This is a genomic window from Pseudochelatococcus sp. B33 (assembly GCF_053570585.1).
This window is the reverse complement of sequence record NZ_JBSEFH010000038.1, coordinates 1-20,791: the sequence shown is the minus strand read 5'-3', so window position 1 is coordinate 20,791 and position 20,791 is coordinate 1. Positions and strand designations below refer to the sequence as shown.

The following is a 20,791-nucleotide window of genomic DNA, read 5'->3' as shown; positions in this document are numbered from 1 at the left end:
TGATTTCATATTGTGATCACATTTTCGGACAAGTCAAGCCCTTGCCGGGACGCATAGGGGGGCTCTCCTGTTGTCCCGCCCGGCTTTGTCCGTCAATCCGGGCCCGCTTCCAGAGCGGCGCGGGCGAGGCGCTCGCGGACCGTGCCGAAGAACGGAAGCAACAGGACGACCGCGGTGATCGCGAGCATGACAATGGTGATCGGCCGCTGCAGGAACACGGCCCAGTCGCCGTAGACGATCAGCGTACGGCGCAGGTTCTCTTCGAGCAGCGGGCCCAGGACGAGGCCGAACATCATCGGAGCCGTGGGGATGCCGATCTTGAGCATGAGGTAGCCGAGCGCCCCGAAGAAGATCATCAGCAATACGTCGAACAGTGCGTTCTGCACCGCGAACGAGCCGGTCACGCACAGCACGAGGATGCTGACGTAGAGCACGCGCGGGGGCGCCGACAGCAGCCGGGCAAACATGCGCGTCAGCGCCAGAGACAGGACGAACGTCAGGATGATGGTCAGCCCCAGCGCGACATAGATCGTCGCGATGAAGTCGGGATGGTTGGTGAACAGTTGCGGCCCGGGCTGCAGGCCGTGGACGAGCAGCGCACCCACAAGGACTGCCGTCATTGTATCGCCGGGAAGGCCCAGCGTCAGCAGCGGCACGAGGGCACCGCCGACGGCGGCGTTGTTTCCCGTCTCGGCGGCGACGATACCCCTGGGATTGCCATCGCCGAACTTTTCCCTCTTCTCGTAAAGCTTCTTCTCCTGGGCATACGACATGGACACGGCGACGGCCGAGCCGGCGGCGGGGATGATCCCGACGATGAGGCCGACGATTGCGGACCGCACTGCCGTTGCCCAGGTCCGGATGACATCCCTGAACCTGGGCCATATGCCTCCGATCTGGGTCGTGGCCTTCTCGGTGACGATGGGTTGTTCGAGCAGCCGGAGAATTTCGGTCAGGCCGAAGATGCCCACGGCAAACGGAATGATGTTGATGCCGGCCTGAAGCCTTGAAATGCCAAAATCGAAACGTGAAAGGTTGGTGATCATGTCCAGCCCGACCGTGCCCATGAGTAGGCCGAGCATGCCTGACAGGATCCCCAGGAAGGTCGAGCCCGGAGAGGCATAGGCCAGCATCGACAGCCCGAACACCATGAGCACGGCGAACTCGGGGCTCTGGAACGCAAATCCGGCCCGCGCCAGGGTCGGCGCGAAAATGACGAGGCCGAGCCATCCCACCACCCCGCCGAAGGTCGACGCCAGGAGGGCATATGTCAGGGCGATGCCGGCCTGGCCGCGCCTGGCGAGCGGATACCCGTCGAGCTGCGTGAGCATCGATCCCGGTGTCCCGGGGATGTTGATCAGGATGGCTGATATCGACCCTCCCCAGGCGCTCCCGTAAAAGGCGCCCAGCAGAAACACCATCGCATTGCCGGGCTGCATCGAGAAGGAGAACGGCAGCAGGACCGCCAGCGTCATGGTGGAGCTGATCCCGGGAAGGGCGCCGAGTATGATGCCGATGAGGGTCGCTATCACGGCCAGCGCCATGGTACCCGGGTCGGTCAATATCGTGATAGCGGCATGCAGCAATTCGGTCATTTGACGCTCACGGGAATGGCACGTTGATGCCGTAGCTGAACACGAGATAGATGCTGGCGACGATCAGCATGGCTTCGAGGGGCAATTGCAGGATATGACGCCGCGTGAAGACGCCGCCCGACCGCCAGTGGATGATGGCGACCCAGGGAATGGCAAAGGCGATGCTCGCGGTAACGAACCCGAGTGGACGCATGGCCACCTGATATCCTATCAGCGAGAGAACGAGGAGCGTCGGCAGCCACAGCTTCGCGCCGACGAACTCCCCCGTCGTGCGCATCCCTCCCGCTTTCCGGGCCCGCAGCAAGGTCCAGATCAGCTGCGCGACGCCGCCAAGTCCGATCACCCAGGTGCCGATCCAGGGGATGAAAGCCGGGCCGGGGTCGTTGCCGACTTTCCCGAGTTCCAGATAGGGGTCGGTCAGCAGGCTCCGGGCAGCGATAATCGCAATCGCGACAAAAACGGCACCTGCGACAAGCTCCGTGGCTGCAGGCTGTGTTACCGCGCTCTCCTCCCGCCCGGTAACACTCTCGTATTGCTCGACGCTCACTTCTGACGAACCTTCACGAGCCCGGCCTCATGAAGAACCGGGTACATCTCGGCATCCAGACCCTTCAGAAAGGCCGTCGCATGGGCGGACCCCATCGGGGTAATCGTGAAGCCGGCCTCGCGGGCGATCTTCTGGAAGCCATCGTCATTGAGAACGGACAGCAGGGTCTTCTCCAGGGCAGCGGCGGCTTCGGGGTCGACGTCGGCGGGCGCTACCAGCGCGCGGATGGTGCCCGTCACCAGGGGATAGCCCTGCTCGGTAAAGGTCGGGACATCGGTCGCCATGAAATGCCGCTCTGCGCCGGCCACCGCCAGGATGATCACGTCGCCGGTCTTGTGCTGGGCCGCAAGGTCGGTGACCGATGGCGTGGCCGTCTGGGTCTCCCCGGCCAGAATCGCCTGGACCACCGGCGCCGAGCCGGCATAGGGCACCAGGGTGAGATCGATGCCGAGCCGTGCCTCCATGAGCGAGGCGGCGACATAGGACGTGCCGCCCGGCTGGTCGTTGGCGTTGCGCAACTTGCCCGGCGCCTCCTTGGCCTTTGCCACGAGAGCATCGAGCGATTTGATTCCCGTGTCGGCCCGCGCAGCCAGAATTGCCGGGTCGGTACCAACAAATGCCAGGATCTTGAACTGATCCAGAGCCGGGGCGTTTGGATTGCCGTACTGCTCGGCAATGAAGCCCGTCGCGATCATCGAGAACGTATGACCGGACTTGTCGCCTTCAGCCACCTCGCGCAGAGCGAGCGAGCCGCCGGCGCCCGGCTGGTTCACTACCACGACCGGCTGGCCGAGTACGCCGGATGCTTTCTGGGCAATCATCCGCATCAGGATGTCGCTACCACCGCCGGCCGGCCATGGCACGACCAGCGTTACCGGCTTGGTCGGGAAGCTGCTGGCGGCGGCGACGGAGAGCGTCAGAGAGAGAGCGATCCCGGAGAGAATGATAGCAGCGAAATGTCTTAGCCTCATTTCTGTGTCCCCTTGCCTCTGGTAATGATTAATTTTGTAATATCATTTTGTGATCACATTTTGCGAATAGCAAGAGAAAAAATTCGGTTTATGCCGGCTGTCGCAGTAAGTCGGCCCATATTGCATCCTGGCGCACGAATGTTATGATCACAATCTATAATCACAGTTGTGAGTGCGTTCCACGATGCGAATTCGCGACATTGTCCCCGTCCGTTCACCCAAGGTCATCACCGGAATGACCATTCAGCGGCGACAATGGGAACGTCCCGGTGTCGAGATTGAGGTCGTGCCGATCCGGCACGGCCCGTTTTCCATGGAATTCGCGACCGAGGAAGTGCTGGCAGGCCCCTGTATTCTCGAGGAGGTTCGCAGGGCGGAAAATGACGGGGTCGATGCTGTCGTGCTTGATTGCTGCGTGGACCCCGTATTGCGTGCTGCCCGCGAGATAGTGCACATTCCGGTCATGGCACCAGCGCACTCGGGCCTGCATGTGGCAAGCATGCTGGGGTACCGGATCGCCGTGCTGGGCATGCGCAATGGTCAGCAGGCGCTCGAGGAACACATTCGCGCCTATGGTTTCAGCCACAAGATCTGCTCGATGCATATCGTGGACTGCCCGCCCGCCGATCTCATCGAATCGCAGGATTACTGTCTCGCTATTATCGAGCGCGAAATTGAGGCGGCACTTGCACAGCATCGTGCGGATGTCATCCTGTTCGGGTGCACGGCCATGTCGGACTATGTGAGTGGACTGGCAAGCCGCTATGGCCTTCCGATCGTCGAGCCTATGGCCTGCGCCATCAACATGGCGATCAGCCTGGTGAATCTGGGCCTGTCCCATAGCAAGCGGTGCTATGAAACGCTGCCCGAACGCGGTGTCGCGCCGGGCAGCATCGATATTCCCTGATCAGAAGAGGGCCGCGCTCGCCTGTATCTCGATGAGCAGATCGGGACTGGCGAGCCTGCATTCCACACAGGCCCGAACCGGTTGATGCCCCTGCGGCACCCATTCGTCGTAGACGATGTTCATGGCATCGAAGTCACGGGAATCAGCCAGCCAGATCATTACCTGCAGGAGGGCTTCCCTGCCCAGACCGGCCTCGGCCAGCAAGGCGTCAAGCTGACGCAGGACATCCGCCGTCTGGACCGTGACATCCCGCGGCGTGCCACGAGCCGTAATGCCCTTTGTCAGCAAGACCCCGTGACAGGCAACCATGTTGCTCATGCGAGCCGTGCCAGGATACCGTTTTATGGAAGCGCTCATTGATGTCCTCTCGGCAAAGTATGCGTGTGATGGAATTGCAGTCCGGTTCGGAAGCGACTTGCAGCCGCCGATATTCACAAGTTGTGCCTTAGCCATTTCCGTGTGACTCGCCCGTCAACACGAGCCGAAAATTCTTGTAGTTTATGCAAAGATGCCTGATGTTGGCACTGATTCTTTAATCTCAAATTGTCATCACAAAACGAGATCGTCAAGCGTGGAGAGCCGATGAAGACGGATGAACAAGGGGAAGCGAAGGGTGGCCGCGGCAACGTTCAGGACAAGGTCCTGGCGGGATTGCGCTATGGACTGATGTCTGGACTTCTCGTGCCGGGACAGGTCTTCAGCCTACGCAAGCTGGCAGCAAGCTTCGGCACGAGCGCCATGCCGATAAGGGAGAGCCTGAGCCGGCTCATCGCTGCGAATGCGCTCGAGGAGCTGCCCAATCGTTCCGTTCGGGTGCCGCGCCTGAGCACCGAGAGCCTGGAAGAACTGTTCGAGCTGCGTGTCCGCGTTGAAGGTATGGCGGCGAGGATCGCCGCTGGCAAGAGGACGGACGAAGGATTGCGACAGCTCGTCCAGATGAACCAGGCGGTCAAGAATGCCCATGATGAAGGCGCTATGGGCGAGGTGCTGAAGGCGAACCAGCACTTCCATTTCGCCCTTTATCGGCTGACCTGTTCGACCATCCTGCTGCCCATCATCGAAGGACTCTGGCTACGCTCGGGACCGACAATGTACTTTTCCTTGAGTTCGCCGGGGCTCTGGGACTCTTCCTCCCACCTCGACATCCTCGAGGCACTGGAACGCCGCGATCCTGACGCTGCCGAGGCCGCCATGGCACGCGATATCATGAAGACAGGAGACTACCTCATCCAGCAATCGAGGAACGGCGTGAGAACCGGCCCTATAGCGGAGCTGTCCTTCGGTTCTGACGATGGAGGGCATCTCTCGAATGCATGACCTCTGCCATTCGGCTGCATCGACCCATTGCGACATCTGGAGGTTGAAAGCTGCTCAAGGCTTGCCTGATAAGCGCCAATCCATCTCATCCCGATGATATCCCATAATCCGGCGGTTAATTAAGTGCCAATGAAGGCAGCCATAAAACCAGGTCCGGAAAGACAGAGATAAGTGCCGTAACAACGCACATCACGGCGAAAAACGGAAGTGCCGCATATCCGATCCTGCCTATCGATTCACCGGTCAAACCTTTTATAACAAACAGGTTCAACCCGACGGGAGGCGATACCATTCCCATCTCGATGTTCAGAATAATGAATATGCCGAGCCAAATCGGATCGTATCCGGCGGCTGTCACGAGAGGATAAACGAAAGGAAGGGTCATCACCATAATAGGCAACCCATCGACGATAATGCCGAGGAGCAGATAGAATATTGCCAAGATAAGGATCAGTTGCAAAGGTGGCAAATTCATCTGGCCTATTGCCTCGGCGATCTGGGTGGGCAGGTGCATGAAGCTCATCGCCGATGTCAGGAAGGCGGCTGATACCAACAGTATACACACCATACAAGACGTGCGGACAGCGCTTGCCAGGGCTTCGGCCAACACGCGGATGCTGAAACGTCGCTTGAGAGTGACAATCCCGCCCGTCATCATCAGGCCGATTGCCGCCGACTCGGACGGCGTCGCGACGCCGAGATAGATCGTCCCCATGACGACTGCAAACACCGTCGCCGTAGGCAGAATGTCGGAAAGTGAGGACAGGACCGAAGGCCGATCGTCCTCATCCTCTTCCGGACCGACGGTGCCTTCGACCGAGGGCTTGATGAGAGCCACGATCATGATGAAAAGTGACGATAGCCCTGCAACCATAAGGCCAGGCACAATACCGGCCACGAACAGGTCCGCAATCGATACTTCGGCCAATACCCCGTATATGATGAGAGCCGTCGACGGCGGAATGAGTATCCCGAGCGTTCCCGCTCCCGCCAGTGAGCCGAGGGCGAGGTTGCGCGAATAGCCCTTCGTCGCCAACACCGGCAGCGTTATCCGCGCGATTGTGGCCGTGGTGGCGGCCGAAGACCCGCTGACGGCAGCGAAAGCGGTACATCCGATGACATTGGAATGAAGCAGCCTGCCCGGCAGCCAGCGGATCCACGGTGCAATCCCGCGAAACAGCTCCGCCGCCAGATTGGTGCGGTAGTATATTTCGCCCATCCAGACAAAAAGCGGCACGGCTGACAGTTCCCACATCTTGGAGCTGTTCCAGAACGTGGTCTGGAGCAGGAGGCCGATGCGGTTGATCGGGAAGCCTGTCACCCACCAGAGACCTAAAGCGCCAAGGGCGGTCAGGACAAGAAATATCCACATCCCGCTGCACAACAGGATGAGCATTGCGGCGAACAGGAAGATTGAATTGAAGACAATATCAGACATCAACGACTTCCTTCTGAAGATCGTCTCCCGTGGCCAGGCCTGTCGCTATAAGAAGGATTGAAGATACGGCCTGAACGGCGAAGATCGCGAGCCCCAGGACAACGACCGCCATCGGAATCCACATCGGTACTTCGGCTATCGTGCGGCTCACTATGCCGCGTGTCCAATAGCGAATGCCGGCTTCTGCGAAGTAGAATGCAATAAAGATACTGATTGCAACCGCAACGCTTAGCAGGATTACCTCTGTGAGATTTTTCATGGAGTCATTCAGGACATTCAGCAGGATCATGACCCTTAAATGCCCGTGCCGCCGATATGTCGGACCGAGACCGAGAAAGGTCAGCGCAACCATCGCGTAGCCGACAAATTCGTCGAGTACGAATGTAGAAGCCGAAAAGAACGACCGCAGTGTTATCTCAAGCAGGATATGCAAAAGCAGGAGGAGGACTGACAGGGACGCCAATGCCTCCGCCATGCGTGACAGTCGTTCCGCTAGTTTGTCGAAAGAAAGCGCGAAGCGAGTCATCGTCACCTCGCGCAGTTACTGGGTGCGCGTCTGATATTCAGCAATGAACCCGGCGCCGGCTTCCCCCGCCCTGGTCTGCCAGTTGGCGATGAGAGGGGCAGAAATCTGGCGGAAGAACGCCATCAGCTCCGGCGGAATATCTGCCTGTTTCATCAAGGTAATATTGTTTTCCGAAATCCGTTTATATTCGGCTTCCAGGATTTCGGCGATCATGCCGTGCGACCATTGTTCCGTTTCAACGCCGGCTTCGATGATGGCGGTCCGAATGTCCTCCGGGAAGCTCTCGAGCAGGTCCGCGTTGATCACAGCCGCATTCTGGCTGACATGCGAGCCAAAATCCATGAAGTAGGGCACATCCTTGGCCGGCAAGCCGAGCGATAGTCCCTGAATGGACGTATGGACGGCGTCGAGAGCCCCGGTCATGATCTGGGGAACGACATCGGCCCAGCTCAGTTGTATGGGCGTGGACCCCGCGGCCTTGAAGAGGTCTGCCGTGATCGGTTGTGTGACGCGCACACGCAGCCGCTTGAGGTCATCGGTCGTTTTGATCGGCTTGTTCGACCAGAGCCCGATGGGCGGCCAGATGGTGAAGTACAGCGGGACGATATTATCTTCCTTCATCATGTCGGTGAGGTAGGGTTTGGCGACGTCCTGCATCACGATGGCCTGCGAGAGGCTGATGCCGAAGAACGGCAAGTTTGTCATGGAATACAGAGGGTTATGACCCGCGCCGACCTCAAGGGGGAAATCCGCGAGTGACACGGCGCCCGTTCCCACCGAATCGATCACATCCTCGGACTTGATGCCCAGGGCGCCGCTGAAATGAACAACGACCTTGACGCGGCCACCGGTCTTCTGCGCGACCAGCTCGGCGAAATGAGCATCTGCGCGCCCAACAATCGAGGTCGTGTTGTATTCGTTCGCCATGTCCAGCGTATAGTCTTGCGCGAGGGCATGCGAGAAGCAGATGGTGGTCGCCAAGGCAATTCCGATTGCCCTTCCAAGTACCTGAAGCTGTTCTTTTAATGGCATGTCAGTTCCCCTTTTTTATGGATTATGCGAGGTCTTTGGATGAGTAAAGCCGGCCTTGCCGGTGGTCTCAGGGATATCTGTCGGCATTCCCGCCGGCGAATAACCAAATCGCCGGCGGGAATGCCGGCCTCCAGCTGTCATTATCACTCCGGTGCGGCGGGTGTGGATGGCCGGGAAGACCGATCCCGGCAATTGTTGGCTGTGCCGCAGCGCGGCGCATTCGGCTACATGCCGCAGCCGCCTATTGCCGAAAAGTCGGTCAAGCCAGCCACTAGATCATGTCAGCGTGTCACGGAAACGCCGACATGATCCAACTCGTTGAGTTGGAGCGAATGCATATCGATTAAATGATTTCATTTAATCGGAAAGCGCTCTAATCGGGAGCTTGCCGTCGATACAGATACCCGTGCATGTGAAGGTTCTCCTTTTTATTGTGATCACACAGTGTGATCTATGACGAAAATTTGTCAAGGTCCATGGATTGCATTCTTCGGGCTGCAAGTGGAATGCTCCCCGTCTCGCCGGACGTTTGGCTGCCGGGCCCGGGCTTTGATGAACGCGAAGCCCATGGTCGCTGTCAGATCGATGCCTGATGGCTCTGCTCGGCGCAGAAGGTGAAATGGTAGGGGATTTGCCGCTTCCGGCAAAGGGCAGGTGCCCTGCGGCAGATCGGCGGGCGGCCTGCGAAGCGGTCGTTCTCCTTCTGGAGCCCCTTCAACTGGCAGCGATGGCCGCGGCGCATCGGGCCTCCTTCATGGTTCCAGCCATATTTCAGGGCGAACCCGCCAGGTGGTGAGGGGGGACGACATAGCGGCAAGGAAGACTATTGATCTCAAAGTGTGATCACGATATGGTGGAGAGAAAGAGGAGGATGCCAGGTTGGGTTTGCTTTTTCGCTTGGCCCAACGTCACGAATATCAAAAGGGGAATAAGGTATGGCGATCTCAAAGAAGACAAAGCTATCGTTGAGCAGACGGGAAATGGTGGGGCTAGGCCTTGCTTCACTTGCCTGCCCCGCCATTCTCTCGAGTACTTCCACGGCACACGCGGCCTCGTCGGACGGTGTCGACTATGGTCCGATCGAGGAGGAACTGGTCTTTGCATGCACTGGCGGCGTCATGCAGAAGGTCATGGAAGAGGAAATCATTCCGCCGTTTCTCGAACGATATGGCGTCAAGAATCTGATTTACGTTCCCAGCCCGGCGGCCGAAAATCTGGCCAAGATCCGGGCCCAGCGCAACAGTCCTTCGGTCGATGTTCTGTGGCTCGCCGGCGCCACAACCTATCAGGCGATTGATGACGACATCGTCGACAACTATGATGCGGCGAAAATTCCGAATACTTCTCTTGTTCCGTCCAGCCTGAAAACGGAACAGAAAGTCCTCCCCGTTGGCCAGAATGTTGTCGGGATCCACTATCACGAAACTATATTTAACGAGAAAGGCTTCACGCCACCCACCTCATGGTGGGACATGTGGGATCCAAAGTTCAAGCAGCATACGGGGATGCTGAATATAAACAGCACGAGTACCGTCGGAACAATTGCGCTCATTTCAAAAATATTGAGTGGAGATCCCTATAAATTTGACGAGGCTTTCGCCAAATTCGCAGAGCTGATGCCGAATGTCTACGACTTCTTCAGCGCTTCGGGTGCGATGGACTCTCTTGCCCAGGAGGGGCAGCTTTGGCTCTGGTCGCATAGCGCCGGCAGAGCGATATTCCACAATCAGGCCGGGCTTCCCATCAGGTTTGTCACGCCCAAGGAAGGTGCTGTCGGCTACCTGAGTTCGGTCGGCATCGTAAAGAATGCTTCTCATCCGAACGTCGCGCATGCCTGGATCAACTATCTGCTTTCGCGTGAGGTTCAAGAAAAAATTGCTCTGAAAGCAGGTTACGCGGCGGTCGTTCCGGATATCAAGATTCCGGATGAACTTGCCGAATTCTTCCCGCCGCTCGAGACCATATTCTTTCCCGATTATCGCAAGCTCACCGCCTCGCTGCCAGAACTTGTGAACAGGTGGAATAAAGAAGTCGAGCGTTAGACTCACGCGATGATTGCCGGTGGCGGGTCTCAGGCCGACCCGTTGCCGGCTGCTGCCCTGACTGTCTCGGCAGGTCATCTCGCTGAATATCGGTCTTTGCCGAAGCCATAAGTTGCCGCCCGGAAATCCCGCATCGGACTCTTCATCCGGGCAGCAGGTATCGGACATGTCGGGAGGAAGAGCGGCATCACCAACCGTGTCCGCAACATCCGCCGCTTCATCTGACTGGCGCGTATCGGCGCCGCATCAAGAGCACGCCATGTATGAACGATCTCGTCTTCTTCGGTCATTCCAGCTTCGTTATTGAAATGAATTCTTTTATGTTGATTTACGCTATCTATATTGACGGGTGACACGGCTTGGCGCTCTTTTATCCTGAAAGAAAGCGGAGGCCTATGCCATGACAATCCAGCCAGCCCAGACCACCTTTGCGCCTGCCAGCGCGGTGCCGCCGGAAACGTTTCGTGCCTGCGCCGCGCAATGGCCGAGCGGCGTGGCTGTCGTGACCACCATCGATCGGGACGGGTATCCAAGGGGGTTGACCATGACGGCTGTGACGTCCCTGTCGCTGGAGCCGCAACAGTTCCTGATCTGCGTCGATGACCGTTCCTCGACGCTCAAGCCGTTGCTTGAAGTCGGCAAGTTCTGCATCAACTTTCTTGGCAATGGGCAGGAACAGGTGGCGAGGCTCTTCGCGTCCAAACGCGAGGACAAGTTCGATGCGGTTAGCTGGTTTGTGGATCCCGTTGGCATGCCGGCCCTCGACGGCGCGGTCGCTCGCGCCGGCTGCGAGGTCGTCGCAGTGCATGACGGAGGCGACCACCGCATCATCATCGGAGGATTGCGCGCCGCAAGCGTAAGCGGTGGCGCGCCGCTCCTTTACCACATGGGCAAGTTTATCAACATAGACCAAGGATAAAAGAAAATGGCTGCGACCCGAAAGATGCGTCTCGGTCTTTCGATGCGAGGCGTGGGATACCATCCAAGCGCCTGGCTTGATCCGAATGTTCCCGCCGACGGCGCGATCAATTTCAAATACTATCTCGACCTCGCCCGGAAGGCCGAGGCGGGCCTGTTCGATCTGGTCTTTCTGGCCGATCAGAATGCCATAACTGTGTCCGACGCGCCGCCCGGCGCGTTCGGCCGCACCCCGGTGGGAGCCGAATTCGAGCCGATCACGCTGCTGGCGGCGCTGAGCTCTCACACCTCGCACATCGGCCTCGTCGCGACGGCGTCGACCACGTTCCACCAGCCCTACCAGTTGGCTCGCCAGTTCGGATCGCTGGATCATCTGAGTGGCGGCCGTGCCGGCTGGAACGTCGTCACATCATCCCGTGACAACGAGGCGCAAAATTTCAGCCAGGACAAGATCCTGCCCAAGGACCAGCGTTACCGCCGGGCCAGGGAAGCACTCGATGTCGCTTTCGGCCTCTGGGACAGCTGGGAGAAGGACGCCTTCGTGCGCGATCGGGAGCGCGGCGTCTTCGTCGAGAAGGAAAAGATGCACCCGCTGAACCACGTCGGCGAATTCTTCAAGGTGAGGGGACCGCTGAACCAACCACCCACGCCGCAAGGCCGTCCCGTCATCGTGCAGGCGGGAGCATCCGACGACGGCATGGATTTCGCCGCCTCCTACGCCGAGCTGATCTATGCGGTGCAGAACCGCTTCGAAGATGCGAAGCCATTCTACACCGAGATGAAGGCGCGGATTGCACGGGCCGGGCGCAACCCCGACCAGGTGAAGATCATGCCGGGCATTCTTCCGGTGATCGGTGACACGCATCGGGAAGCTGAGGAACGGTACCGGAAGATGCAGAACGAGATCGACCCGCTGGTTGGCCTGGAGAAGCTGGTGCGCTTTTTCGGCGATCTGAGCGGCTATGACCTCGACGGGCCGCTGCCGGAACTGAGAAGGGATATTCCGGTCATCAGCCGTGGTGAGCTGCAGCTCAAGCTGGCACGGGAGAACAACTGGTCGATCCGACAGCTCTACCAGTACACGTCAATCGGCAACTCGCATCATGTGGTCGTCGGCACTCCCTCCGAGGTCGTTGATGTCATGCAGAAATGGTTTACCGAGGGCGCTGCTGACGGGTTCAACGTGCTTGCGGCGAAACAGCCAGGCGACGTGCACGCTTTCGTCGACCGCATTGTCCCGGAACTGCAGAACCGCGGGCTTTTCCGTACGGAATATGAAGGACAAACTCTGCGCGAGAATCTTGGCCTTTCTGATATCGTCTCGCGTCATATCCCTACGGCGCGGATGTAAACTCGCTCCGGTTGAGACAATCTCTGGCCAATATGAAAGCGTGAGCCGGCGGTGCACGGACCAGACTGGATTGCGGTTCGTTCACCCTTCCGCCGCTGCAATGCCCTGGATGAAGCCTGCCCCTGCCGGATCAGAACTGACGTCTGGGCATTGCCTATTCGGCGCGGTGCACCTTTGAGAGTGACGCGAAGGGGCCGGTCGTGGGCTCGATCCGTGCCTCTGCGATCAGGTAGTCGCCGGTCTTCATGATGTCTTCGACCATGGCCTCCTGTGCCGCCGTGGCGTCGTTGGCCCGGAAGGCTTCCAACATGCGCAGATGCGTGGACGTATCCCAGAGGTTGCGGGGTGAATTCATCGAGAAATACATGGTGGGTCCACAGCGCAGCCAGAGCGATTCGATAAGCGGCATCAATATGTCCGAATTCGCCGAGCGATAAATGGTGAAATGGAAGTTCTTGTTGGCGATAAGTACCTGGGCCATGTCCTTCTGGGCATGTGCGGCAAGCAGTTGCTCGTTGATCGTGTTCAGGTCGCGGATCATCGCATCGTCCACCCGTTCGCAGGCGACGCGGGCAGCCATGCCTTCGACCAGCGTGCGCACCTCGAACAGCTCGATCAGGCCTCTGACCGACAACCTCGGCACCCTAACCGTGCGATTGGGCAATTCCTCGAGCGCATGGGCCGCCACAAGTCGGCTCAGGCTTTCCCTGACAGGCATCAGGCTCGTGTTGAGGCTGGCGGCGATCTTGCGCAGACTCAAGGTCTGGCCGGGAACGAAGAATCCTGACATCAGCCCGTATTGCAGGCTGGCCAAGACCTTGTCCTGCATGGTCACCCTGCCGGCTCTTCCGGGAATGGGCCCCTTCGCTACAGATTGTGTCTCTTCCACATCCATCTCTTGCATCTTGTCTTCCGGTTCTGCATTGGCGCAGCCAATGCGCTGCTAGGCAACCTGAAAATATTGTGATGACGATTCACGATCAAATCAAAAAAACTCAACGACGGTTCCTGCTATGTCACTTGTTCCTTATCTCAGTGCCAAATTGGATGGGACCGACCTCGACTGCTAAGGCAAGAGCCGTTCCGTGACAACGCTGCCGCGTGCGGGCAGGTTTCAGGACTTCTCTTCCGGGCCGGGATACCGGGCCCTCGGCCGGATCGGGCGTTCGCTTGCCTGTTGTTCCAGCGCATGGGATATCCACCCGACGCAGCGTGCCAGGAGAAACAACGAAACGGCGGCATCACGCGGCAGCGCGAGGGCGCGACGCATGGCGACGAGCGCGATATTGAGGTTCGGCGACATTCCCAGCAGCGTGCCCATCTCTTCAATGACGCGCAGCGACGGCGCGTCTGGCGGGAGACGCGCCAAAATCGCTTGCGCGCGGGGATCGCCCCTTTCGTGCAATTGCAGGCCAAAGATTGGCAAGTTCTCGCCGCGCTGAATTCTGGCTGCCAGGGCATGGCGGCTATCCTGCTTTTCGGCTTCTTCGAACAGGGATTCGATCAGGTCCATCTGACCCGCATGGAATGGCGATCCGTAGGCGGCAAGCCCCGCACAGACGCAGGAAGATAAGGACGCGCCGGTGGACGCGACGACACGCACACCGAAAGTGGCCGTGTTCAGTTCGTAGTCGGCGGACAGGGAAAGGGCGAGACGGCAGAGATCGGCACGCTCGGGATCGAGCCCCCAGTGCTCGCTCAATTGACTGTGGATCGGATTCCTGTCCGCCGCTTTTCCCAGAATGAGGGCCAGCATGGTGCGCACGATGGTAACGGCATCCGTGAATGCGGGCTGCTTGTCCCGCCGATATCCGCCTGTCGAGCGAGCTGCCAGGTGAGCCATCGCGACGAGGCAACGCTGGTCCACCTTCGCCTGTTCAGCGCCTATCGCGAGAATGGCCGGGTCAACCTCGATCGTGCGTGGCTCGGCAAAGTAGTTGAGCGAGCAATCCCAGAGCAGGGCGGCCGTCTGTTCCAATGTGGCCGTCGAAGACCAATCCACAACATCGTGTCCGCGGTAGAGGATGCGGCGCTCATCAATTGCCGAAAGCTGCGAGGACATGATCGGCAGGCCGAAGTTCAGCGTCGAGGCGGCCGCCTCATCCGGCCGCTTGGCCAGCGCCTTGCGACGCACCAGGGCTTTGAGATCCTTCAGGTTGTAGAAACGTTTGCGTGGATCGGTGGCGTCGACCCGCGTCCGCACCAGGCCGCGGCTGGCATAGGCGTAGAGCGTGGCGCTGCGTACGCCGAGAATCTGCGTGGCCACCGCCGACGAGACATAGGAGTCACGCGAAATGGGAGATGACATCATAGTCTTGTCCACATGAGGTTCGCACCTGGAATGACACTTTCACTATGTGATGACGTGCCGTGAGCAAATAAATTATAACAACATGCGCTATTATCAGCCGGATTAGCTCTCAAGATTGATGTTTATTGCTCCATATTGTGCAGTGTTGTCTAGCGTATACTTTCGGTTTCATCAATGTTGGCGCGCTCGACGTGCTTATGCTGTCGGAGAAACGTGCCGGTTTCGGCTTGCGGTGGCTCAAAGGGCGGATATTTCGTTCCTCAAGCGAGACCGATAGCCGCGCTCGCTGCGGTCTACCATGCGCACCAAACGGACCCGAAGGGGAGGGGAGCAGACGATCCAAACACTCTTCAGCCCGCCTTCTGATCGCGGATTTCGCTGCGTGTCATACCCGTCTCAGATGCTGGAAAAGAAATGAAATATCCGAGATATCATCGCAACTCCTCAGGCCCTCCAGAAGTTTTTCGGTTGCGTTCGGACTGAGATATCCGGCGCAGCAATCACGGAATTTATCCAGGCGCGATGCCTCATCGAAGGGCTCGGAAATCGACCCTTTTTGCAGAAGCCGCTCGTCTGACAGAATCCTTCCGTCCGACAGTCGTATGCTGACCTTGTGGGGAAGATTCACGCCCCCGTTCTCTTCCTCGGGCGTATAGGCCCGCATGCGGACCAACGGCATCAGGCGACGGACCTCCGGGCGCGCGAGTCCTGCGGGCGTGAAATCCGCTATCCTCAACTGTCCCTGGACGAGTGCCAGCGCAACGCAGAAGTTCATTGAAAACTTTGCCTGCATTTCATTGTCCGGTTCAGCATAGGGCAGGTTTGCCTGATTGATCGAGCCGACCAGCGTATCGATCTGGATCACATCGTCCGCACCAAAGCCATGGAGGTTCTTCAGGTTGAGAACCATGTCGAGCACCTTGTGCGACGCAGCACAGCAGGGAAAGCGCTTCGGGGTGAGACCTATCGCCTCGATAGAGTGCGTTCCACCGATCATCCGAAGAACGTTGGCCCATGGCGTTCCTTGACCCGCATATAATCGTTGTAGCCCGAATTTGTGCTCAACAACATCGTTCCGGCCTTTCATTCCGGACTTGCCCATCAAGGCTGCTTCGACCGCGTTGCGTGCGCAAAGTCCGGCGTGCAACGGCTTGATTGGTGATCCGAACTGAGCCTTGGTTCCGCTTGCCATGCTGCAAGCTAGGCTCATGCTGTTGGCGATGCCGGTCGTGTCCAGTTCCATCAATCGCGCCACGCCAGCGGCCGCCCCAATGGCGCCGATCGTCGCGGTAGCATGCCAGCCGGCCGCATAGTGACCAGGGTTCATCCCGGCGCCAAGCAATGCCTGCGCCTCGAGACCGACCAGATATCCGTCGATCAGATCGGCTCCGCTGATTTTCCGTTTCTCTGCCGCCGCCAGCAGTGCCGGAACCAGAACAGCGGAGGCATGGCCCATCAACGGGCGGAACGTATCGTCGAAATCAAGCGCGTGCGCCGAAGTCCCGTTGATCAGTGCAGCATGCCCCGGAACCGCCACCCATCCGCCCACGACGGAGTAACCAGACCCTGCGACCCCCAAGGTTTCACGCGCGATGACCGTCGCTTCGTTCCTGGCACCGGCCACGATGCAGCCTACGGTATCGAGGATGGCATCACCTGCCCGCTGCCGCGCAAGAGGACTGAACTTCCGGACCCACGCAGCCCAATCCGAGATGGATGAAATGACGCTTGCAGGTAGATTGGGGCTGGTTGTCATGCGTAATGTCCTTCAGATCAATCCATTCCGCGACTTCCCCATGACGTTGCCTATACCCTGCGCGAACGGAGGTGTCTGGGGTATGTCCCTCAAGATGAACCCACAACTAGAAGATCCGCATGAGCAGGGAAGGAAGCCACCCCGCAGTCGATGCGGAAGTCAACGAGGATCGGATCGGCGACGCAACCAGAGACAAAAAGGGCTGGATCGACGTCCTGAATGTTCTGCCGGCGCTCTGTCTCGCCACTTGCCGTATTCGGAGTTGGCTGGGCGGCCTCCTTAGTTTGTGATCGTCATTCCGATATCCCCGACAAATGGGTGCACAATCTCTAGCCGCGGTTCTCAGGCGACGCACCCATTTCTCAGGCTGCGGAAGATTGCTTTCGTGATCACATATTGTGATATCAATATCTTTGTGTCAAGATCCCTCTCCGGAAGGCCCTTCCGACCGTGATTTCGATTCCTATCCCGCCGTGCTTGAAGTGCGGCAAAATTCTTGATCACGAAATGTGATCAACATATCATGAAAGTTATATATTGTGACACATCCGTCGGCTGGCAAACAAAATAAGGGGAGTTTGGAATGCATGAAGATCTGGGCCGACAGCCCGTGCCGATGATGCCGGACGCTGAACTCGGCGTCAGAGACAAAGGTCTTACGGCCAACGACGGCCAAGTGCTGAATGTAGGAGGTGAACCGTTGATCCAACAGGGTCAGTCAACAGCGGCCGGCGGCGTATCGCTCAGGCTCGCCGACATTGATGTCGACTACGGGGCGGTCAATGTAATGTCGCGCTTCTCGCTCTCGGTCAATCCCGGCGAGTTTTTTGGCCTGCTCGGCCCTTCCGGCTGCGGCAAGTCTACGACGCTTGGCGTGATCGCCGGCTTTATCGAGCCGAGCCGGGGCAAGGTGCTACTCAACGCGCGCGACGTGACGGAGGCGCCACCGCAGCGACGGGGTGTCGGCGTCGTGTTCCAGAACTATGCACTCTTTCCGCATATGACGGTTACGGAGAACGTCGGCTATGGCCTGCGTGTCGCGGGCAAGCCGGCAGACTATGACGACCGGGTCGCGGGCCTGCTGGAGCTCGTGCGACTGGGCGGCAAAGGCAATCGTCTGCCGCGCGAGCTTTCGGGGGGAGAGCAGCAGCGGGTCGCCATTGCCCGGGCGTTGGCCGTGCAGCCGGAACTGCTGCTGCTTGACGAACCGCTATCCAATCTCGATGCGCGGCTGCGTGCAGACATGCAGATGGAGCTCAGGCGTATCCAGCGCGAGGCCAATGTCACCACCATCTTCGTGACCCATGATCAGGAGGAGGCATTTGGCATCTGCGACCGCATCGCTGTGATGAACAAAGGGCGGATCGAGCAAATCGGCAATGCACGGGAGATCTACAAGCGGCCCGCCAGTCAGTTCGTCGCCCGCTTCATCGGCCGCACCAACCATCTTGCCGGTATCGGCCGCAAGGGGCGATCAATCTTGGTCGAAGGACAGGCAATCATGGTACCGGCGATCGTGGTCGAAGGGCGAAGATATGACCTATTCATTCGACCGGAGGAGATTTCCTTGAGAGAAATGACCGGCGAAGGCAATACTCTGCCAGGCAAGATCATCTCCATCCAAGAAGCCGGGCCGCATCGCTACTATAGAGTGGAAACCGCCGTCGGTGTTCTCGAGGCCTCCGGATCTTCCAAGGCCGAAGTTGATTTCAGCTCGGACGCCGTTCACGCGAGTTGGCTGCCTGAAGCCTCAACACTACTGGACGCATCCAATGGTTAAGACGAATCGGTTGTCACTCATCGTCACCCAAGCCGCGATGTTGCTGCCGTTCTTGGTAATCCTCGCCTTCTTCTTCCTGCTGCCCCTTGGCCTTGTCGTCGAGAACAGCGTAACGGCCGAGAGCTTCCCCTCCCTCTCTCACTATTTACTGATCCTTACCGATGGTTTTTACCTGGAAGTGCTGTTGCGCACACTGATGATCGGCCTGATCACCACTACCGTCTCGCTGCTCCTGGGCTATCCCGCAGCATTGATCCTGTTCTTTTCAAACAGCAAATGGCGGCGAGTCTTTCTGTTTATCATCATCTCGCCACTCTTCATCAGTGTTATCGTCAGGACATATGGCTGGATAGTGTTGCTCGGTCCAACCGGTCCGATCGCATCGCTTTTTCCCTCCGACATACGGCCCCGCATGCTGAAGACCGAGGGGGCTATCATTGTCGGCCTCATGCACATCTACATTCCCTATATGGTGCTGTCGATCAATTCGGCCATGGCCAAGATCGATTTTCGGTTGTTGCGGGCGGCAGCGAGCCTGCGGGCAAGGACGTGGCGGATATTCTGGGGCATTATTCTGCCGCTAAGCGCGCCGGGTGTCGTTGCTGGCTGTGCAATCGTCTTCTCACTATCCATGACGGCATTCAGCACGCCTGTCCTGCTTGGCGGTGCGCAGAACAAGACCATGCCTTTCCTGATCTATCAGCAGAACCTAGTGCTCGGCGACTGGCAAGTCGGCAGCGCACTGGCAATCATCCTTCTCGCCGTCACCACAACCGTCCTGGCGATTCTGACGATTGCCAGCAATCGCATTGTCGCCCGAGTTGGAGGATAGCCAGATGCCCCGTCGACACACTCTAGCGCGTGCTGGCCAGATCTATGCCGTGCTGTTCTCCTTCTTCATGCTAGCGCCGATGATCGTGGTCCTCGTTGCCTCCTTCACCGCCGATGGCTATATTAGCTTCCCGCCGCGCAGCTTCGGTATTCGCTGGTATCAGGCAGTGCTGGACGACCGCTCCTTCATGAACGCCCTTCGGTTCAGCGTCGAAATCGCGGTGTTAACGGCTGCGGCATCAGGCATTCTCGGCGTCTTGAGCGCGGTGGTGCTTGTTAAGCCGAGTTTCCCGGGCCGCTCCTTGCTCGTCTCGCTCGCCATGATGCCGCTCACCTTGCCGCATATTGTGCTTGCTATTGCGCTGCTCCAGCTTTTCGGCCGGCTTGCCATCCCCACTGCACCCTACGCGCTTCTGGCGAGCCATGTGCTGATCACCGCGCCCTACGTGCTGCGTCTGACAATGACCAGCCTGGGCGGGCTGGATCCACGGTTGGAGCTCGCCAGCTTCACGCTAGGTGCTTCACGGACCTATACGTTACGCCACGTGATCATACCGCTGGGACTTCGCGGCATTCTTGCGGGAATCCTCTTTGCCTTCCTGCTGTCCTTCGACGAAGTGACCATTGCGCTCTTCACCGCATTGCCGGGAAAGATGACACTGCCGGCCGAGATCTTCAGCTACGCCTCGCAAGGCGCCGACCCCATCATCGCGGCGGCTAGCGGCTTGATGATCATCATCAGTGCTGCCTTCGTCATCATTATAGAACGATGGTTCGGCGTGCTGCGGCTGATCGTCGGCGAGGAGCGCGCCAAGCGGCTATAGGGGGAAGGATAGTCGCGACCAAATCCATCTTTTCAAGGGGCGCTCTCGCGAGAGGCACCCGAAATTTTTCGTCAAGAGAGCGCCTGCGGCGCAGGATCGTATGTCAGATTACCACCTGCAGGGAATGTCGGTCTCGGTGGTTGCGCGCCCTCGCAACCAGAATACTGCCATAACCTCAACAGCTTAAAAGCGTCCTTCGGCTGCGCCAGCCCAGGCGGAAGAGGACAACCGCAACGTCGCCCGCATGTGACTGCCGCCGGCGGGGCTGCCCGTCAGCGTACCGGGCATGACCATCAACCGGTTCTGCGGCTCGGGCATGGATGCCGTCATCACCGCCGTGCGCCGTCCGGTCCGGCGAGGCGGAGCTCGTCATCGCCGGCGGCGTCGAGAGCATGTCGCGCGCGCCCTTCGTGGTCCCCAAGGCGGAGACGGCGTTCTCCCGACACGCCGAAATCCACGACACGACCATCGGCTGGCGCTTCGTCAACCCGTTGATAAGGGAGCAGTACGGCGTCGATTCCATGCCCGAGACCGGCGAGAACATGGCCGAGGATTTTGCGGTGAGCCGCGCGGATCAGGACGCCTTCGCCCTGCGCTCGCAGGCGAAGGCGGCGGCCGCGGTTTGGCGCTTATCGCCGCCCACGC

The 20,791-nt window shown here is 58.9% G+C and carries 20 protein-coding genes and 1 pseudogene; 9 read left to right on the top strand and 12 right to left on the bottom strand.

Annotation, left to right across the window (positions count from 1 at the left end; genetic code table 11):
- Positions 1-92: 92 nt before the first annotated feature.
- The 3 genes from ACUSIJ_RS27455 to ACUSIJ_RS27445 are packed head-to-tail and all read right to left on the bottom strand — an operon-like array spanning position 93 to position 3,113.
- The gene (locus ACUSIJ_RS27455) at positions 93-1,595 is read right to left on the bottom strand and encodes a tripartite tricarboxylate transporter permease (RefSeq protein WP_449311604.1); all 1,503 of its coding nucleotides are present in this window, start codon (positions 1,593-1,595) and stop codon (positions 93-95) included.
- A 7-nt stretch (positions 1,596-1,602) separates the two neighbouring features.
- Entirely contained in the window at positions 1,603-2,142 is a 540-nt protein-coding gene (locus ACUSIJ_RS27450) for a tripartite tricarboxylate transporter TctB family protein (protein ID WP_449311603.1), read from the bottom strand.
- The gene (locus ACUSIJ_RS27445) at positions 2,139-3,113 is read right to left on the bottom strand and encodes a Bug family tripartite tricarboxylate transporter substrate binding protein (RefSeq protein WP_449311602.1); all 975 of its coding nucleotides are present in this window, start codon (positions 3,111-3,113) and stop codon (positions 2,139-2,141) included. Before ACUSIJ_RS27445 ends, ACUSIJ_RS27450 begins: the two co-directional genes overlap by 4 nt.
- Before the next feature lie 184 nt (positions 3,114-3,297).
- On the opposite strand from ACUSIJ_RS27445, the gene ACUSIJ_RS27440 reads away from it, so the two are divergent.
- Positions 3,298-4,020, top strand: a complete 723-nt coding sequence (locus ACUSIJ_RS27440; protein WP_449311601.1) for an aspartate/glutamate racemase family protein — start codon at positions 3,298-3,300, stop codon at positions 4,018-4,020.
- Here ACUSIJ_RS27440 and ACUSIJ_RS27435 read toward each other — a convergent pair whose 3' ends face one another.
- Positions 4,021-4,377 (bottom strand): RidA family protein, encoded by a 357-nt coding sequence (locus ACUSIJ_RS27435; protein ID WP_449311600.1) that lies wholly within the window; start codon positions 4,375-4,377, stop codon positions 4,021-4,023.
- A 225-nt stretch (positions 4,378-4,602) separates the two neighbouring features.
- Between ACUSIJ_RS27435 and ACUSIJ_RS27430 the strand changes: the two genes are divergently transcribed.
- Positions 4,603-5,337, top strand: a complete 735-nt coding sequence (locus ACUSIJ_RS27430; protein ID WP_449311599.1) for a GntR family transcriptional regulator — start codon at positions 4,603-4,605, stop codon at positions 5,335-5,337.
- A gap of 115 nt (positions 5,338-5,452) precedes the next feature.
- On the opposite strand, the gene ACUSIJ_RS27425 is transcribed toward ACUSIJ_RS27430, so the two are convergent.
- The 4 genes from ACUSIJ_RS27425 to ACUSIJ_RS27410 form a co-directional block, all read right to left on the bottom strand.
- Entirely contained in the window at positions 5,453-6,775 is a 1,323-nt protein-coding gene (locus ACUSIJ_RS27425; RefSeq protein ID WP_449311598.1) for a TRAP transporter large permease, read from the bottom strand.
- Positions 6,768-7,301: a TRAP transporter small permease gene (locus tag ACUSIJ_RS27420; protein ID WP_449311597.1), complete on the bottom strand. Its 534-nt coding sequence runs from the start codon at positions 7,299-7,301 to the stop codon at positions 6,768-6,770. Before ACUSIJ_RS27420 ends, ACUSIJ_RS27425 begins: the two co-directional genes overlap by 8 nt.
- A gap of 15 nt (positions 7,302-7,316) precedes the next feature.
- Positions 7,317-8,333 carry a TRAP transporter substrate-binding protein gene (locus ACUSIJ_RS27415; RefSeq protein WP_449311596.1) on the bottom strand — a complete coding sequence of 339 codons (1,017 nt, stop codon included), beginning with the start codon at positions 8,331-8,333 and terminating at the stop codon, positions 7,317-7,319.
- Between the two features lie 577 nt (positions 8,334-8,910).
- Positions 8,911-9,075 (bottom strand): hypothetical protein, encoded by a 165-nt coding sequence (locus ACUSIJ_RS27410; RefSeq protein ID WP_449311595.1) that lies wholly within the window; start codon positions 9,073-9,075, stop codon positions 8,911-8,913.
- Between the two features lie 193 nt (positions 9,076-9,268).
- Here ACUSIJ_RS27410 and ACUSIJ_RS27405 point away from each other — a divergent pair, with 193 nt between their 5' ends.
- Entirely contained in the window at positions 9,269-10,375 is a 1,107-nt protein-coding gene (locus tag ACUSIJ_RS27405) for an extracellular solute-binding protein (protein ID WP_449311594.1), read from the top strand.
- Between the two features lie 74 nt (positions 10,376-10,449).
- On the opposite strand, the gene ACUSIJ_RS27400 is transcribed toward ACUSIJ_RS27405, so the two are convergent.
- The gene (locus tag ACUSIJ_RS27400; RefSeq protein ID WP_449311593.1) at positions 10,450-10,665 is read right to left on the bottom strand and encodes a hypothetical protein; all 216 of its coding nucleotides are present in this window, start codon (positions 10,663-10,665) and stop codon (positions 10,450-10,452) included.
- Positions 10,666-10,775: 110 nt separating this feature from the next.
- Here ACUSIJ_RS27400 and ACUSIJ_RS27395 point away from each other — a divergent pair, with 110 nt between their 5' ends.
- Together ACUSIJ_RS27395 and ACUSIJ_RS27390 are read left to right on the top strand one after the other, a co-directional pair.
- A complete protein-coding gene (locus ACUSIJ_RS27395; protein WP_449311592.1) occupies positions 10,776-11,294 on the top strand; it encodes a flavin reductase family protein in 519 nt (172 codons plus the stop codon).
- A gap of 6 nt (positions 11,295-11,300) precedes the next feature.
- Entirely contained in the window at positions 11,301-12,644 is a 1,344-nt protein-coding gene (locus ACUSIJ_RS27390; RefSeq protein ID WP_449311591.1) for an LLM class flavin-dependent oxidoreductase, read from the top strand.
- A gap of 154 nt (positions 12,645-12,798) precedes the next feature.
- Here ACUSIJ_RS27390 and ACUSIJ_RS27385 read toward each other — a convergent pair whose 3' ends face one another.
- The 3 genes from ACUSIJ_RS27385 to ACUSIJ_RS27375 form a co-directional block, all read right to left on the bottom strand.
- Positions 12,799-13,548, bottom strand: a complete 750-nt coding sequence (locus ACUSIJ_RS27385; protein WP_449311590.1) for a GntR family transcriptional regulator — start codon at positions 13,546-13,548, stop codon at positions 12,799-12,801.
- A gap of 210 nt (positions 13,549-13,758) precedes the next feature.
- A complete protein-coding gene (locus tag ACUSIJ_RS27380; protein WP_449311589.1) occupies positions 13,759-14,955 on the bottom strand; it encodes a citrate synthase in 1,197 nt (398 codons plus the stop codon).
- Positions 14,956-15,340: 385 nt separating this feature from the next.
- Positions 15,341-16,711: an MmgE/PrpD family protein gene (locus tag ACUSIJ_RS27375; protein WP_449311588.1), complete on the bottom strand. Its 1,371-nt coding sequence runs from the start codon at positions 16,709-16,711 to the stop codon at positions 15,341-15,343.
- Positions 16,712-17,294: 583 nt separating this feature from the next.
- Between ACUSIJ_RS27375 and ACUSIJ_RS27370 the strand changes: the two genes are divergently transcribed.
- The 4 genes and pseudogenes from ACUSIJ_RS27370 to ACUSIJ_RS27355 form a co-directional block, all read left to right on the top strand.
- Positions 17,295-18,491 carry an ABC transporter ATP-binding protein gene (locus ACUSIJ_RS27370; RefSeq protein ID WP_449311587.1) on the top strand — a complete coding sequence of 399 codons (1,197 nt, stop codon included), beginning with the start codon at positions 17,295-17,297 and terminating at the stop codon, positions 18,489-18,491.
- Complete coding sequence (locus ACUSIJ_RS27365) at positions 18,484-19,323, top strand: ABC transporter permease (protein WP_449311586.1); 840 nt, start codon at positions 18,484-18,486, stop codon at positions 19,321-19,323. The genes ACUSIJ_RS27370 and ACUSIJ_RS27365 overlap by 8 nt, the downstream gene beginning before the upstream one ends.
- 4 nt (positions 19,324-19,327) lie before the next feature.
- Positions 19,328-20,146: an ABC transporter permease gene (locus tag ACUSIJ_RS27360; RefSeq protein WP_449311585.1), complete on the top strand. Its 819-nt coding sequence runs from the start codon at positions 19,328-19,330 to the stop codon at positions 20,144-20,146.
- Between the two features lie 195 nt (positions 20,147-20,341).
- Positions 20,342-20,791 (top strand): annotated as a pseudogene (locus tag ACUSIJ_RS27355) (thiolase family protein); the annotation flags it as partial.

What these genes read in the sequence shown, in the direction of transcription:
- ACUSIJ_RS27455 (WP_449311604.1), bottom strand. Translation starts at nt 1,595, where the DNA reads ATGACCGAATTGCTGCATGCCGCTATCACGATATTGACCGACCCGGGT.
- ACUSIJ_RS27445 (WP_449311602.1), bottom strand. Translation starts at nt 3,113, where the DNA reads ATGAGGCTAAGACATTTCGCTGCTATCATTCTCTCCGGGATCGCTCTC.
- ACUSIJ_RS27440 (WP_449311601.1), top strand. Translation starts at nt 3,298, where the DNA reads ATGCGAATTCGCGACATTGTCCCCGTCCGTTCACCCAAGGTCATCACC.
- ACUSIJ_RS27435 (WP_449311600.1), bottom strand. Translation starts at nt 4,377, where the DNA reads ATGAGCGCTTCCATAAAACGGTATCCTGGCACGGCTCGCATGAGCAAC.
- ACUSIJ_RS27430 (WP_449311599.1), top strand. Translation starts at nt 4,603, where the DNA reads ATGAAGACGGATGAACAAGGGGAAGCGAAGGGTGGCCGCGGCAACGTT.
- ACUSIJ_RS27425 (WP_449311598.1), bottom strand. Translation starts at nt 6,775, where the DNA reads ATGTCTGATATTGTCTTCAATTCAATCTTCCTGTTCGCCGCAATGCTC.
- ACUSIJ_RS27420 (WP_449311597.1), bottom strand. Translation starts at nt 7,301, where the DNA reads ATGACTCGCTTCGCGCTTTCTTTCGACAAACTAGCGGAACGACTGTCA.
- ACUSIJ_RS27415 (WP_449311596.1), bottom strand. Translation starts at nt 8,333, where the DNA reads ATGCCATTAAAAGAACAGCTTCAGGTACTTGGAAGGGCAATCGGAATT.
- ACUSIJ_RS27410 (WP_449311595.1), bottom strand. Translation starts at nt 9,075, where the DNA reads ATGCGCCGCGGCCATCGCTGCCAGTTGAAGGGGCTCCAGAAGGAGAAC.
- ACUSIJ_RS27405 (WP_449311594.1), top strand. Translation starts at nt 9,269, where the DNA reads ATGGCGATCTCAAAGAAGACAAAGCTATCGTTGAGCAGACGGGAAATG.
- ACUSIJ_RS27400 (WP_449311593.1), bottom strand. Translation starts at nt 10,665, where the DNA reads ATGACCGAAGAAGACGAGATCGTTCATACATGGCGTGCTCTTGATGCG.
- ACUSIJ_RS27395 (WP_449311592.1), top strand. Translation starts at nt 10,776, where the DNA reads ATGACAATCCAGCCAGCCCAGACCACCTTTGCGCCTGCCAGCGCGGTG.
- ACUSIJ_RS27390 (WP_449311591.1), top strand. Translation starts at nt 11,301, where the DNA reads ATGGCTGCGACCCGAAAGATGCGTCTCGGTCTTTCGATGCGAGGCGTG.
- ACUSIJ_RS27385 (WP_449311590.1), bottom strand. Translation starts at nt 13,548, where the DNA reads ATGCAAGAGATGGATGTGGAAGAGACACAATCTGTAGCGAAGGGGCCC.
- ACUSIJ_RS27380 (WP_449311589.1), bottom strand. Translation starts at nt 14,955, where the DNA reads ATGATGTCATCTCCCATTTCGCGTGACTCCTATGTCTCGTCGGCGGTG.
- ACUSIJ_RS27375 (WP_449311588.1), bottom strand. Translation starts at nt 16,711, where the DNA reads ATGACAACCAGCCCCAATCTACCTGCAAGCGTCATTTCATCCATCTCG.
- ACUSIJ_RS27370 (WP_449311587.1), top strand. Translation starts at nt 17,295, where the DNA reads ATGCATGAAGATCTGGGCCGACAGCCCGTGCCGATGATGCCGGACGCT.
- ACUSIJ_RS27365 (WP_449311586.1), top strand. Translation starts at nt 18,484, where the DNA reads ATGGTTAAGACGAATCGGTTGTCACTCATCGTCACCCAAGCCGCGATG.
- ACUSIJ_RS27360 (WP_449311585.1), top strand. Translation starts at nt 19,328, where the DNA reads ATGCCCCGTCGACACACTCTAGCGCGTGCTGGCCAGATCTATGCCGTG.